This is a genomic window from Agromyces sp. PvR057, assembly GCF_040547485.1.
Lineage (GTDB): Bacteria > Actinomycetota > Actinomycetes > Actinomycetales > Microbacteriaceae > Agromyces.
This window is the reverse complement of record NZ_JBEPPT010000001.1, coordinates 1,415,701-1,429,286: the sequence shown is the minus strand read 5'-3', so window position 1 is coordinate 1,429,286 and position 13,586 is coordinate 1,415,701. Positions and strand designations below refer to the sequence as shown.

The 13,586-nt window shown below is 72.1% G+C and carries 14 protein-coding genes and 1 tRNA gene; 6 read left to right on the top strand and 9 right to left on the bottom strand.

The window, feature by feature from the left end:
• Positions 1-33: 33 nt before the first annotated feature.
• The 3 genes from ABIC29_RS06470 (at position 34) to ABIC29_RS06460 (ending at position 1,567) form a co-directional block, all read left to right on the top strand.
• Positions 34-420: a PadR family transcriptional regulator gene (locus ABIC29_RS06470; RefSeq protein WP_055856993.1), complete on the top strand. Its 387-nt coding sequence runs from the start codon at positions 34-36 to the stop codon at positions 418-420.
• Position 421: 1 nt separating this feature from the next.
• Positions 422-1,396: a permease prefix domain 1-containing protein gene (locus ABIC29_RS06465; protein WP_354243715.1), complete on the top strand. Its 975-nt coding sequence runs from the start codon at positions 422-424 to the stop codon at positions 1,394-1,396.
• Positions 1,397-1,485: 89 nt separating this feature from the next.
• Positions 1,486-1,567: transfer RNA gene (locus tag ABIC29_RS06460), tRNA-Leu, on the top strand.
• A 139-nt stretch (positions 1,568-1,706) separates the two neighbouring features.
• Here ABIC29_RS06460 and ABIC29_RS06455 read toward each other — a convergent pair.
• Together ABIC29_RS06455 and ABIC29_RS06450 are read right to left on the bottom strand one after the other, a co-directional pair.
• Entirely contained in the window at positions 1,707-2,063 is a 357-nt protein-coding gene (locus tag ABIC29_RS06455; protein WP_116081362.1) for a hypothetical protein, read from the bottom strand.
• A gap of 262 nt (positions 2,064-2,325) precedes the next feature.
• Complete coding sequence (locus ABIC29_RS06450; protein ID WP_354243712.1) at positions 2,326-3,186, bottom strand: LLM class flavin-dependent oxidoreductase; 861 nt, start codon at positions 3,184-3,186, stop codon at positions 2,326-2,328.
• Between the two features lie 92 nt (positions 3,187-3,278).
• Here ABIC29_RS06450 and ABIC29_RS06445 point away from each other — a divergent pair, with 92 nt between their 5' ends.
• Both ABIC29_RS06445 and ABIC29_RS06440 read left to right on the top strand, forming a co-directional pair.
• On the top strand, positions 3,279-3,932 hold the full coding sequence (locus ABIC29_RS06445) for a biliverdin-producing heme oxygenase (protein WP_354243709.1): 654 nt from the start codon (positions 3,279-3,281) through the stop codon (positions 3,930-3,932).
• 219 nt (positions 3,933-4,151) lie between these two features.
• Positions 4,152-4,910, top strand: a complete 759-nt coding sequence (locus ABIC29_RS06440; RefSeq protein WP_502915465.1) for a DedA family protein — start codon at positions 4,152-4,154, stop codon at positions 4,908-4,910.
• Between the two features lie 88 nt (positions 4,911-4,998).
• Here the strand turns inward: ABIC29_RS06440 and ABIC29_RS06435 are convergent, their stop codons facing one another.
• From ABIC29_RS06435 to murI, 4 genes are read right to left on the bottom strand one after another with little or no spacing between them, the layout of a single operon-like run.
• A complete protein-coding gene (locus tag ABIC29_RS06435) occupies positions 4,999-5,934 on the bottom strand; it encodes a cation diffusion facilitator family transporter (RefSeq protein WP_116081359.1) in 936 nt (311 codons plus the stop codon).
• 58 nt (positions 5,935-5,992) lie between these two features.
• A complete protein-coding gene (rdgB, locus tag ABIC29_RS06430; protein WP_354243705.1) occupies positions 5,993-6,640 on the bottom strand; it encodes an RdgB/HAM1 family non-canonical purine NTP pyrophosphatase in 648 nt (215 codons plus the stop codon).
• Positions 6,637-7,401: a ribonuclease PH gene (gene rph, locus ABIC29_RS06425; RefSeq protein ID WP_116081357.1), complete on the bottom strand. Its 765-nt coding sequence runs from the start codon at positions 7,399-7,401 to the stop codon at positions 6,637-6,639. Before rph ends, rdgB begins: the two co-directional genes overlap by 4 nt.
• Positions 7,398-8,243 (bottom strand): glutamate racemase, encoded by an 846-nt coding sequence (murI, locus tag ABIC29_RS06420; protein ID WP_116081356.1) that lies wholly within the window; start codon positions 8,241-8,243, stop codon positions 7,398-7,400. Before murI ends, rph begins: the two co-directional genes overlap by 4 nt.
• 69 nt (positions 8,244-8,312) lie before the next feature.
• Here murI and ABIC29_RS06415 point away from each other — a divergent pair, with 69 nt between their 5' ends.
• Entirely contained in the window at positions 8,313-9,632 is a 1,320-nt protein-coding gene (locus ABIC29_RS06415; protein WP_116082484.1) for a nicotinate phosphoribosyltransferase, read from the top strand.
• 66 nt (positions 9,633-9,698) lie between these two features.
• On the opposite strand, the gene ABIC29_RS06410 is transcribed toward ABIC29_RS06415, so the two are convergent.
• From ABIC29_RS06410 to ABIC29_RS06400, 3 genes are all read right to left on the bottom strand, one after another.
• Positions 9,699-9,980 (bottom strand): DUF3039 domain-containing protein, encoded by a 282-nt coding sequence (locus tag ABIC29_RS06410; protein WP_116082481.1) that lies wholly within the window; start codon positions 9,978-9,980, stop codon positions 9,699-9,701.
• Positions 9,981-10,080: 100 nt separating this feature from the next.
• Positions 10,081-11,655, bottom strand: coding sequence for a hypothetical protein (locus ABIC29_RS06405; protein WP_354243701.1), 1,575 nt, complete (start codon positions 11,653-11,655; stop codon positions 10,081-10,083).
• Positions 11,631-13,574, bottom strand: a complete 1,944-nt coding sequence (locus ABIC29_RS06400) for an ABC transporter ATP-binding protein (RefSeq protein WP_354243699.1) — start codon at positions 13,572-13,574, stop codon at positions 11,631-11,633. The genes ABIC29_RS06405 and ABIC29_RS06400 overlap by 25 nt, the downstream gene beginning before the upstream one ends.
• Positions 13,575-13,586 lie beyond the last annotated feature (12 nt).

Sequence of the window (13,586 nt, the reverse complement as noted above, 5' to 3'; positions counted from 1 at the left end):
ACATTGGGTAATTGATCTGGTACAGTACTTGTCATGACCAAGGACACAGCCGCCGGAGCGACGCCGGACGATGCCTTCGCGGCCGACCTGCTGCGCGGTCACACCGACACGATCGTGCTCGGCGTGCTCCGTCGGCACGACAGCTACGGCTTCGAGATCTACAAGCTCATCCGCGACGCCACGGGCGGCGCCTACGAGATCAAGGAGGCGACGCTCTACGCGAGCTACCGGCGCCTCCTCCGCGACGGGCTCGCCGAGGCGTACTGGGGTGACGAGTCGCAGGGCGGCCGCCGCAAGTACTACCGCATCACCGACGCAGGCCGCGCCGCGTTCACGCAGAACGTCGCCGCATGGGTCGCGACCCGCACCATCATCGACTCTCTGCTGGGCAGCACGCCCGCAGCCAAGAAGGGCTCCTGACATGACCGACCACCGCTCCTCCGGCGGCGACCTGCACCGACTGCTCGACGAGGCCTTCGCCGGCATCGAGGTCACGCCCGAGATCCAAGACCTGAAAGAGGAGATCCGCGGCAACCTGCTCGCACGCATGGGCGAGCTCGAGGCATCCGGACTCAGCCAGGCCGATGCCGCACGCCGGGCCATCGCCGAACTCGGCGACGTGCACGAGCTCATCGATGTCGACGGCACGGCGGATGCCGCGAGCACCGCCGCGGCTCCCGCCGCCCGGGTCGGTTCGCCGGCGCCCGCCGCCCGCGCCGAGTCGGCGACCGCCGCGGCGCTGCGCAACCGCGTGCGCCCCAAGCCCGGCTTCGTCGTGCGCACCGTCGTGCTGTCCATCATCGGCGGCGCCGCGCTGGTGCTGCTCGTGCTCGGACTCACGCCCCTGCTCGCGCTCGGCACCGGCGCGCTCATCGGGCTCGCCGTCGTGTTCGGCCTCGCGCTCGGCGCGGTCACCGCCGACGCCCTGAGCCAGGAGACCACGACGAACCACCGCATGCCCGCCGGGCGCGCGGTCGGGTACGGCGCGGCCACAGGCCTGCTGCTCGCGGGCCTCGCCTTCACGCCGGTGGTCGTCCTGCACCTCGACCTCGCCTGGCTGGTGCTCGCCGGCGCCGCCGTCATCGGCGCGATCGGCGCCCTGAGCTACCTCGGCGCCACGCAGACGAACCGCCACAAGCCGTGGGTCGTGCAGCAGCACCGCGAGGCCGCGAACATCGGCACCCGCTTCGAGGACGACCCGGCTTCAGGCGCCCGGTTCGGCATCTACACCGCCGTCATCTGGACCATCGCGTTCGTCGCGATCCCGATCATCGGCTTCACCGCCGGCTGGATCTGGGCTCCGCTCGCCCTCATCGGGGGCTTCGTCGCCATGATGCTCGTGCTCGCGCGCATGCTCTTCGGCGCCAAGTCGGAGAACGCCCGGAAGACCGAGTAGGACCTTCGCGCCCCGGTCGCAGCGCCCCGCTGCCCCGCGCCACTGCGCAGGGCAGCGGGGCGCTGCGCGCCTAGACTGAACGGGCACTCGCGGGAGTGGTGAAATCGGCAGACACGCAGGATTTAGGTTCCTGTGCCTTCGGGCGTGAGGGTTCAAGTCCCTCCTTCCGCACTGACGGACACTGACACTGACTGACACTGACTGACACTGACCGGCCGGCTGGAGCGCGGCTCGACCAGGGCACCATGGCACAGCACAGCGCGCGTCGGCCCGCCGACGGCCCGGCGAACGAGACGGCGCGCGCCCGGGGTCAGCGACCCGCGCGGATGACCCGTGCCAGCGCCCAGCCGATCGCCGAGACCAGCGGCGCGGCGACGATGATCAAGGCGATCGGGTTCGCGCGGAACCGCAGGCCGTCGGGGCCGCCGACGTAGGCGCCGATCGGCACCGCGTAGCCGCCTCCGCCTCCGCCGCTGCCCTCGCCCCGACCCGCGGGACCCTTGCCGTCGTCGGGACTCTCGCCCGAGCCCTCGCCCGCGCCGAAGCCGAAGGCGACGACCGCCACGGGGATGATCTCGTGGCCGTTCAGCGTCGTCTGCTCGCCGTAGGCCACCTTCGCGCCCCAGGAGGGGACGGATTCCGCCAGTCGTTCGGTGATGTTCGTCATGGCTCGACGCTACGCTCGCGCCCGGGTGCCGTCACCCCCTGAATCGCCCAGAGTCGTCCGGAGTCATTCGATGACGGGCGGATGCGGCGCCGTCGGGCTCGACGCCAGCCACCCGACTTCGGCCCCGCGCTCGACGAAGTGCCGGAACGCGGAGACGATCGGACTCCAGTCCGTGGGTCGATGCGGCACCGCGTTCGAACGCGACTGACGCCGTGACGCGCGTGCCGTCGCGTCGCCCGTACGCCGCCACGGGGCGCGGGCCTCAGATCTGGGGCGGCCCCGCCTCGAGGCGGGCCCTGGCGTACTCCTCGATGCCCTCTGCCGGCACGTTCCAGTCGGCCTCGAGCCACCAGGTCGCGCCGGCGTCGGCCCACGGGCGCACGACCGCCGCATCGGCATCGGCATCGATGCCGGCCGTCGAGCCCTCCTGCACGACGTCGAAGGGCCGGCCGGCGAGGCCGAGCCGTTCGCGCTCACGACGGATCCACTCGACGGCCTCGCCGGCCACCTCTGGCGTGAACCCGGGCGAGCCGGGCGCGATCGCGGCGCCCGGCGGCGCGAAGTTCGGCAACCAGCCGTCGTAGTGGGCGACGCGACGCATCGACTTCGGCGCTGGCCACACGCCGACCACCCACACGGGGATGCGCGGCTGCTGCACCGCCGCGGGCGGCAGCATGCTCTCGGCGCGCGTCGCGCGGTAGTGCCGGCCCGCGTGCTCGAACGGCTCGCCCCGCCAGAGCAGCTCGAGCATCTCGAGCGACTCGTCGAGCAGTTCGGCGCGCTCGCGCCGGCCGGGGTCGGACTCGAACAGCCAGAACCGCGGCTCGACGGATTCGGGCACGCCGAGGCCGGCCGAGAGGATCACGCGCCCCTTCGAGAGGCGGTCGACGGTCATGGTCTGCCCGGCGAGCTCCCACGGACGACGGCGGGGAACCGGCGTGAGCATGGTGCCGAGCCGGATGGCGTCGGTCTTGACGGCGGCCGCGGCGAGCGTGGCCCACGGATCGGTCGCCCAGATGCCCTCCCAGACGAAGAAGCCGTGCCAACCGTGCGCCTCGGCGAGGGCCGCGAGCTCGACCGCCAGCTCGGGATCGTCGCCGGTGTAGATGAACCCGTATCGCATGAACCGACGCTACCGGCGTCCGCCGACATCCGCCGAGCGCGAGCACCATGTAAGGTGAGGCTTACCTGATCTCCGTACGAAGGACGCGCCCGATGACCATCGCTCCCCCCGCCGAGTCCGTGGCCGCCACCGAGCCGCTCGACGTCGCAGCACTCGTTCGCGCCGCCACCGCCGACGACCACCGCAACGCCGAGACGCGCGGGTTCATCACCCGGCTCATGGGCGGCGAGCTCTCGCTCGACGACTACACGCGCTACCTCGCGCAGTTCGCCTGGGTCTACGAAGCGCTCGAGGAGCGCGGCAGCCGTGAGGGCGACGGCGAGGTCTTCGACCCGCAGCTGGCGCGCCTGGCCGCGATCGAGTCCGACCTCGCCGCGCTCGGTGCGGCTGATTGGCGCGAGACCCACCCCGCGCTGCCCGCGACCGCCGCGTACGCCGCGCACCTGCGCGCCGTGTCCGACGACGACGTGCGCTACCTCGCGCACCACTACACCCGCTACCTCGGCGACCTCTCGGGCGGGCAGGCGATCGCCGCGCTCGTCGCCCGCCATTACGGGGCGACGCCCGAGCAGCTCACCTTCTACGACTTCGACCTCGGCGACGAGGGTCCCGTGCGCTACAAGCGTCGTTACCGCGACGCCATGAACGCGCTCGCCCTCGATCCCGTGCAGGTCGACGCGCTCATCGACGAGGCGAAGGCGTCCTTCCGCCTGAACGGCGCGATCTTCGAGGGCCTCGGGCAGTAGCGGCCCGTCCCGCGGCCCGTCGGCGCCGCGGCAGCCGTTCACCCGATCGGATGCCGCGGCGCCGCCGTCTGCCCCCTTCGGGTGAGCGGCGTCATACCCCGGGATGATTTCGGGGTTCTCCCCCAGTCGGGCAGGTCGTCCGCTCGGTAGACTGCAACGACACCACGCCGCCCGAGCTACGGCACCGCCGTGTCCGACGACGACAGGAGCACCTCCGTGATCAACACCGCCCTCATCCCATGGCTCGACCCCGAGACCATCATCGGCGGCGCCGGCCCGTGGGCCCTGCTCGTGGTGTGCGGCATCATCTTCGCCGAGACGGGCCTGCTCGTCGGCTTCCTCCTGCCCGGCGACACCCTGCTGGTCATCTCGGGGCTCCTCTCCCACCCGCTCGAGGGTTCGCCGCACGGCGTCTTCGGCATCTCGGTGTGGTGGGTCTCGCTGCTCATCGGCCTCGCGGCCTTCGTCGGCGGCGAGGTCGGGTACTACATCGGCCACAAGGCCGGGCCCTCGATCTTCGAACGCAAGGAATCCGGCCTGTTCAGCGTGAAGAACGTCGAGCGCACGAACGCGTTCTTCGAGCGCTTCGGCGCACTCGCGGTGATCCTCGCGCGCTTCGTGCCCGTCGTGCGCACGTTCACGCCGATCGCCGCCGGTGTCGGCCACATGGGCAAGGGCAAGTACACCCTCTACAACCTCGTCGGCGCGGTGCTCTGGGGCTTCGGCCTCACGATGTTCGGCTACGGCATCGGCTTCATCCCGCCCGTGGCCGACTTCGTCAAGTCCTACATCGACCTGATCCTGCTCGCCGCGGTCGGCGGCACGGCCTTCATCACGCTCTGGCACTACCTGCGCGAGCGTTCCAAGGCCAAGAAGGCCGAGCGGGCCGGCGAAGACGTCATCACCGACGAGACCGAGGCCGAGCATCTCGTGCTCGACCCCGAGGTCTTCGAGCGCGGCCCCGAAGACCAGCGCTGACCCACGGCGATCGCACGGCCGACACCCCAACGGGCGGATGTCGCGGCTGAGCGGATGCCCCGGCTCGGCGGTTGCCGCCTGCCACCGCTCAGCGGTGCGTGCCCTGCTCCTGACCCGCCCGGCCCGCGGGCTCGAGCTGGAACGTGGAGTGCTCGACGTCGAAGTGCGCGGTGAGGCAGCCGCCGAGCTCGTCGAGGAGTTCGCCCGTGCGACCCGACGCGAACACCTCGGGCTCGACCTCGACGTGCGCCGAGAACACGGGCTGTCCGGAGGTGATCTGCCAGACGTGCACGTCGTGCACGGCGACCACGCCGGGCGTGCGGAGCAGGTGCTCGCGGATCTCCGCGACATCCGTGTCGACCGGGGCGGACTCGAAGAGCACGTGCACGACGTCGCGCAGCAGTGAGATCGCACGCGGCACGATGAGCACCGCGATGCCGATCGAGGCGATCGGGTCGGCCGCGTCCCAGCCGGTGAGCACGATCACGAGCGCCGCGATCATCACGAGCACCGAGCCGATCATATCGCCGAGCACCTCGAGGTAGGCGCCGCGGACGTTGATGGAGTCCTTCGCGCCGCCCCGCAGCACGAGCATGGCGGCGATGTTCGCGACGAGGCCCGCGGCACCGACGATGAGCATGCCGCCGCCCGCGACCTCGTGCGCCTCGCCCGCCGCACCCGAGACGAGCCTGGAGATCGCGCCGATCGCCACAGTCACGGCGACGACCACGAGGATCACGCCGTTCACGAGCGCTCCGAGCACCTCGGCACGCCGATACCCGAACGTCTGGCGGTCGGTCGCCGGACGCGCGGCGACCGTGGCCGCGATGAGCGCGACGACCAGGCCGATGAGGTCGCTGGACATGTGGCCCGCGTCGGCCAGCAGCGCGAGCGAGCCCGTGAGCGCCGACCCGACGACCTGCACCACGAGGAACACGCCGATGATGGCGATCGCGATCCAGAGCCTGGTGCGATTCGCCGCGCCATGGGCGTGGCCGTGCGAGTGATCGTGGGAATGTGCCATCACGTCAAGCGTAGGCGCGGAACGCGGGCGCCGCCCGTGATGGGAATGAGTCGCGTTCTCAGGCCTCGGCGTCGCCCTGCGCGACGGCCGCCGAGACGCGCTCGGCGACGCGCTCGAGTTCGGGCAGCAGCTCGACGAACGCGAGCGCCCGGTGGCTCTTCGCGTTCTTCTCGTCGGGCGTCAGCTCGGCCGCCGTGATCTCGTGCCCGTCGGGCTCGAAGATCGGGTCGTAGCCGAAGCCGTGGGATCCTCGCGGCTCGTACGCGACCGTGCCGCGCCACCGCCCCTCGGCGACGAACTCCGAGCCGCCCGGGAGCAGGCCGTCGGGCACGACCAGCGCAATCGTGCACCGGAACTCGGCGCCGCGGTTCGGGCGCGCGAGGTCGGAGAGCTGGTCGAGCAGCAGGCGGCGGTTCGCCTCGTCGCCCGCCCGGTGACCGGCCCAACGCGCCGACAGGATGCCGGGCGCCTCGCCGAGCACGTCGACGACGATGCCCGAGTCGTCGGCGAGCGAGACGCGTCCGGTGTGCGCGGCCGCGGCACGCGCCTTGATGAGGGCGTTCTCGGCGAAGGTCACGCCGTCTTCCACGGGCTCGGGGCCGTCGTACGAGACGACGGTGGCGTGCGGCATCCGCTCGCCGATGATGCGCTGGAACTCGGCGACCTTGTGCGCGTTGTGGGTCGCGAGGACGATCTCGAGGCTCACGCGTTCGCCCTGGCCTCGGCCAGCACGGCCTTCTGGATCTCGGTGAGCGACGCGGTGCCGCCGAGCGCGAGGTCGAGCAGCGCGTCGAGCTCGCGGCGGTCGAACGGCGCGCCCTCCGCGGTGCCCTGCACCTCGACGAAGAGGCCGCGGCCGGTCGCGACGACGTTCATGTCGGTCTCGGCGCGCGAGTCCTCGGTGTAGGCGAGGTCGAGCATCGGCGTGCCGGCGACGATGCCGACGGACACGGCGGCGACGGTGTCGATGAGCGGCGTCGCCTTCTGGCCGATGAACCGCTTGCCGCGCGCCCACTCGATCGCGTCGGCCATGGCCACGTACGCGCCCGTGATCGCCGCCGTGCGGGTGCCGCCGTCGGCCTGCAGCACGTCGCAGTCGATCTGGATCGTGTTCTCGCCGAGGCCCTTCATGTCGACGACGGCCCGCAGGCTGCGACCGATGAGCCGGCTGATCTCGTGCGTGCGTCCGCCGATGCGGCCCTTCACGGCCTCGCGGTCGTTGCGCGTGTTCGTGGCGCGCGGCAGCATGGCGTACTCGGCCGTGACCCAACCCTTGCCACTGCCCGCCATCCAGCGCGGGACGCCGTTCGTGAAGCTCGCCGTGCAGAGCACCTTCGTGCGCCCGAACGAGATGAGCGCACTGCCCTCGGCGTGCTCGCTCCAGCCGCGCTCGATGCTCACCTCGCGCAGGTCGTCGGGTGCGCGGCCGTCTGCACGGACGATCGGGTTCTCGGATGCCTCGGTCATGCGTTCTCCTGTCGAAGTCGTACCTGGTCTGGAATGGTCACGGCGCCGGTCTGCACGAGCTCGACGCTCGGGATCTCGGGCGCGATGAGTCGGTGCGCGAGGTCGAGGAACGCGCTCGTCGATCCGCCCGTCGCCTCGTAGCGGTAGCTGGGGGGCATCGCCGACGTGCGTTCGGTGCCGGTGCTCACGAGCACGCGGTACACGTCGTTCGCGGTCTCGACGTCGCTCGAGACGAGCGAGACGCGCTCGCCCATGACGTACGAGATCGCGCCCTTGAGGAACGGGTAGTGCGTGCAGCCGAGCACGAGCGTGTCGACGTCGGCCGCGCGCAGCGGCGCGAGGTACTCCTCGGCGACCGCGAGCAGTTCGGCGCCGCTCGTGACGCCCGCCTCGACGAACTCCACGAACCTCGGGCAGGCGACGGTGTGCAGGTCGAGGTGCGGTGCCGCGGCGAACGCGTCGTCGTACGCGCGCGACGAGATGGTGCCGGCGGTGCCGATGACGCCGACTCGGCCGTTGCGGGTCGTCGCGACCGCACGGCGCACGGCCGGCTGGATCACCTCGACCACGGGCACGTCGTAGCGCTCGCGCGCATCGCGCAGCATCGCGGCGGATGCGGTGTTGCAGGCGATGACGAGCATCTTCACGCCCTGCGCGACGAGGTCGTCGAGCACCGCGAGCGCGTAGCCGCGCACGTCGGCGATGCGCTTCGGCCCGTAGGGCGAGTGCTCGAGGTCGCCGATGTAGAGGATCGACTCGTTCGGCAGTTGGTCCTTCACGGCTCGGGCCACCGTGAGCCCGCCCACGCCGGAGTCGAAGATCCCGATCGGTGCATCCGTCACGACAGCCCAGCTTAGGCGAGTCCGTCGGGGGTGCGCCGCGACGCGGCATCCATCGGTAGGCTGATCGACGTGACCGGGTCCTCAGCGCTGCTCACCGACCGATACGAGCTCACCATGGTGGATGCCGCGTTGCAGAACGGCACCGCGCATCGGGAGAGCCTCTTCGAGGCGTTCGCCCGCCGGCTGCCCGACGGGCGCCGCTACGGCGTCGTCGCCGGCACCGGACGCCTGCTCGAGCTCATCTCGGAGTTCCGCTTCGATGAGACCGAGCTCGAATGGCTGGGCGCCAATGGCGTCGTGCGGCCCGAGACGATCGACTGGCTCGCCGACTACCGGTTCCGCGGAGACGTGTGGGGCTACCGCGAGGGCGAGGTGTACTTCCCCGGGTCCCCGCTGCTGACGATCCAGGCCACGTTCGCCGAGGCGGTCATGCTCGAGACGCTCGTGCTCTCGACGCTGAACTTCGACTCGTCGGTCGCGAGCGCCGCCGCACGCATGGTCTCGGTCGCACTCGGACGACCGATCGCCGAGATGGGCTCGCGCCGCACGGGCGAACGCTCGGCCGTGGCCGCCGCACGCGCCGCGTACATCGCCGGCTTCGACGCGACCTCGAACCTCGAGGCCGGGCGCACCTGGGGCATCCCGACCATGGGCACCGCGGCGCACTCCTTCACGCTGCTGCACGACTCCGAGGAGGCGGCGTTCCGGGCGCAGGTCGAGGCCTTCGGGCCCAAGACGACGCTCCTCGTCGACACCTACGACATCCGGCAGGGCGTCGAGACCGCCGTGCGGGTCGCCGGCACCGGGCTCGGCGCCGTGCGCATCGACTCGGGCGACCTGGCCGCCGTCGTCGCCGGCGTCCGCGACCAGCTCGACGAGCTCGGCGCCGTCGACACGCGCATCACCGTCACGAGCGACCTCGACGAGTTCACGATCGCCGGGCTCTCGGGCTCGCCGGTCGACGCCTACGGGGTCGGCACGTCGGTCGTGACCGGCTCGGGGTCCCCCGCAGCCGGCATGGTCTTCAAGCTCGTCGCACGTCGCGACGATGCCGGCGACTGGGTCTCGGTCGCGAAGGCCTCGGCCTCGAAGTCGAGCGTCGGAGGTCGAAAGAACGCGGCACGACGGCTCGACTCGACGCGCACGGCACGCGAGGAGCTCGTGTTCATCGGCGACGGCCCCGGCGGCGAGGCGGAGTTCGAGGCTGGCACCCGGCTGCGTCCGCTCATGATGCCCCTCATGACCGATGGCGTTGCGGATGCCGCGCACCTCGGGCCCGAGGGCACCGCGGCCGCTCGTGCGCACCGGGCCGACGCCATGCAGGAGCTGCCGATCGAGGCGTTCCGACTCGGACGCGGCGACGCCGCGATCCCGACGACCTACCGCTGATCGATCACGAGCCGAGCCGAGCCGATCCCGAGCGAGCGGCGCGTGGCGGCCGGCCGGAGCGGGCGCTCAGCCCTGCTTCATCCGCTCGTAGATCTCCTTGCAGGTCGGGCACACCGGGAACTTCTCGGGATCGCGCCCGGGGGTCCACTTCTTGCCGCAGAGCGCCTTGACGGGCTTGCCGGTCATGGCCGACTCGAGGATCTTGTCCTTCTTGACGTAGTGCGAGAAGCGCTCGTGGTCGCCGGGCTCGATCGCCTCGTCCTGGAGGAGCTTCTCGAGCTCGCGGTCGAGCACCGAGGTGGTTCCGCCGGGGGCGTCGGGATCGGCGATGCTGGCGTTCACGGACATGATCATGGGTCGATTCTACGGCCAGCCGGGCGGTCGGGCACCGGTGCGCGCAGATGCGCCGACGGCGCGACCCGCAGCTCCGCCCCGTCGTATCGACCGCTCAGGCTCGGAGCGCGGCGCCCAGGATCTCGGGTCCGCGCCGGTCGAAGATGCGGCCTCCGGCGAACACGCCGATCACGAGCACGAGCAATCCCGCGGCGGTTCCGGCGATGAAGGAGATCGCGTGCCACTTCGGGTCGTCCGTGAGTCCGAGGTAGGCGAAGTACACCGCCGGAACGGCGACCAGCAGGGAGCCGAGCATCGTGATCGACTGCACGAGCGCCGAGATCGCGCCCGTCGACTGCGGCTGCTGGAACGGCGAGTCGCCGGGCTTCACGGCCGGATACGGGAACCTCGCCGAGCCGATGGACCCGACGCCGAGGCCGCCGAAGAGCAGCGCCGTGCTCACGCCGATGAGCGAGGGCAGCACCGTGTCGTCATCGATCGCGATCATGGTCAGCGCCGCGCCGACGCCGATCACGAGCATCCCGCCGATCAGGACCGGAACGAGTCGGCCGAGCCGGTCGGCCGACCCGCGCACACCGGAGACCACGTGCAGCCACACGGCCGTGCTGTCGTAGGCGGTGTCGTTGTGCAGGGTCCACCCGAGCAGCAGGCAGAGGAGTGGAACGGGGATGAGCGCGGTCACCGTCAGCGGGAATCCGGCGAGGGTGAGCGGCACGAGCACGAGGAGCGGCACGAGCGGGAGCATCACGATGGAGACCCAGTAGCGGGCGTCGCGACCCCAGTAGGTGAGACTGCGCGCGGCGATCGCGCCGGCGGCGGTGCCCGGCATCCGATCGAACCAGCCGAGACCCCGGTACTGCTTCGCGGATGCCTCGCGGCCCGGCGTCACGAGCATGCGGGCGACGAGGGCCCGCCAACCGAGCCAGAGCACGGCCAGGGTCGCCGCCGCGATGAGCACCTTCACGATCGCGGAGAGCCAGAGGCCCGCGGCGGCGTCGCCGGGAACGGCGAACGCGGCGCCGAGCGGCGTCCAGCCGAGCACACCGGCGACCGCCTCGAGGAAGAGCAGCCCGTCGGCCTGCCAGTCGAGCGTCACCAGCACCACGATCACGGGCGAGAGCAGCACGACCACGACGAGCCCGAGCACTCCCCCGATCTCCTTCGCCCGCCGTGTGGCGAGCACGAGCGAGGCGATCGAGGTGGCGACCCGCCCTGCGAGCAGGCAGGTCGCGAACGCGAGCGCCGCGCCGAGGATGGCGAAGACCACCTCGCCGAACCCGCGCGACCAGGTCACGACCGTGCCGACGAGCACGATGGCGAGCACGATGGCCGGGATGCCGACGGTCGCCGCGAGCGCGAGCCCGAGGGCGAGCGTGCGGTCGGGGATGCCGAACAGCGCGAAGCGCCGCGGATCCATGGTGTCCTCGGAGCCGAAGAGCAGCGGGAACACGACGAAGCCGATCACCGTCAGGCTTCCGGCCACGACGAGGCCGTCGCGCACGAGCGTCACGTCCTCGACGAGTCGCAGCCCGACGAGCGCACCGAACAGCAGCACCGACATCACGAGGCCGTAGACGATTCCGAGCGAGACGCCCACGATCTGCCACGGGCTGCGCTGGAAGATGTTGCCGAGCAGCCGCAGCTTCAGTCGGAGAAACTGTGCAACCACTCCATGCCCTCCGCTGCCTTGCGCCCGCCGGCGAGTTCGACGAATCGGTCCTCGAGCGTCTGGCCGGCGCGCACCTCGTCGAGGGTTCCGGATGCCAGGACGCGCCCGCCGACGATGATCGCCGCCGAGTCGCACACCCGCTCGATGAGATCCATGCCGTGGCTCGAGAGCACGACCGTGCCGCCGCCGGCGACGTAACGCTCGAGGATCTCGGTGAGGTTCGCCGCCGAGACCGGGTCGACCGACTCGAACGGCTCGTCGAGCACGAGCAGCCGCGGCGCGTGGATCATGGCGCACGCGAGTGCGATCTTCTTCGTCATGCCCGCCGAGTAGTCGGCGACGAGACGATCGATCGCGTCGTCGAGCCCGAACGCGGCGATGAGGTCGGCGCTGCGCTCGCGGACGGTGCGGCTGTCGAGCCCGCGAAGGGATCCCGAGTACGCGAGCAGTTGTCCGCCCGTGAGCCGATCGAACAGGCGGAGTCGGTCGGGGAGGACCCCGGTGGCGCGCTTCGCGGCCAGCGGGGCGGCCCACGCGTCGATGTCGTTGATGAGGACGGAGCCCTCGTCGGGGCGCAGCAGGCCGGTGATCATCGAGAGCGTGGTGGTCTTGCCCGCGCCGTTCGGTCCGACGATGCCGTAGAACGACCCGGCCCGGACGTCGAGCGAGATGTGGTCGACGGCGGTGTTGCCGCCGAAGTGCTTGACGAGGCCTTCGACCGCCAGCACGCGGGGTGCGTCGGCGGGCGGTGCGGCCCTCGCCACGCGGAGCGTGCGCTTCTTGCGCGGCGTCGCCTTGGCGCGCGCCGCGATGACGGCGACCGCAGTGGCGGCCTCGGACACGGCCGCGTCGGAGGTCGGGAGGACGTCGGGGGTCGGAAGGGCCTCCGGCGTCTCGACGACCGGGGCGACCTCGACGGGCGCCTCCGCGACCGGGGCGGGCTCGGCGACCGCGGACGGCTCGGCGACCGCGGACGGCTCGGCGACCGCTGCCGCGACGGCGGCGGCCGCGACGACCGGTGCGACGTCGACCGGCCGCTCGACGACCGGCTCGGGTACGGCCTCGACGACCGGTTCGGGTACGGCCTCGACCGGCGTCTCGACGACCGGGGCTGGTGCAGGAGCGGGAGCGGGAGCCGCCTCGACCACCGGCACGGCCGCGGCCGCGGCGATCGGTGCGCCCTCGACCGGCGACTCGGGTGCCGGTGCCGGCGCGGCCTGGGCGTCGGGCACGGCCTCGACCGGCGCAGACTCCTCGACGGCGGCGGGCACGATGACCGGCACGATCTCGACGGGTGCCTCGTCGGCGGGCAGCGTCTTGCGCGGCGCCCGCTCGGCGGCCGTGGTCTCGGTCGTCATCGCCGCCGCGACCCGCTGCGACTGCCGCTGCTTCGCGGCTGCGGACGCGGCCCTGGTGCGCGCGGTCGGGGCCTCGGTCTTCGCGGCCGTCCGCGCGGTGCGTGCGGACTTCGCGGCGTCGGTGCGTGCCGAGGCCGCGCCCGCGGACGCCGCCCGCGAGGCCGCCGTGCGCTTCGACCCGCCCGCCTCGCCGCTCTCCTGCGACTCGTTCGCGGCCTTCGCCGCCGCGGCCTTCTCTGCGGCCGTCTTCGCCGCCGACGCCTTCGCGGCGGTGGTCTTCGCGGCCGTCGACCTCGCGGCCGTCGTCTTCGCGGCCGGGGTCTTCGCCGCCGTGGTCTTGGCGGCGGTCGTCTTCGCGGCCGTCGACCTCGCAGCCGTCGTCTTCGCCGCCGGGGTCGTCGCCGCCGTCGACTCATCCGTGGCGGTCTTCGCGGCCGTGCCCTTCGCGGCGGCCGAGGGCGTGCGCTTGGCCGGAGTCCGCCTCGGCGCCGCCGGCGACGCGGACGTTCGGGCGCTGTCGCCCTCGGCGCGCGTGTTCGACGCCCCCCGGTCGGCAGACACCCCCGTGCCCGT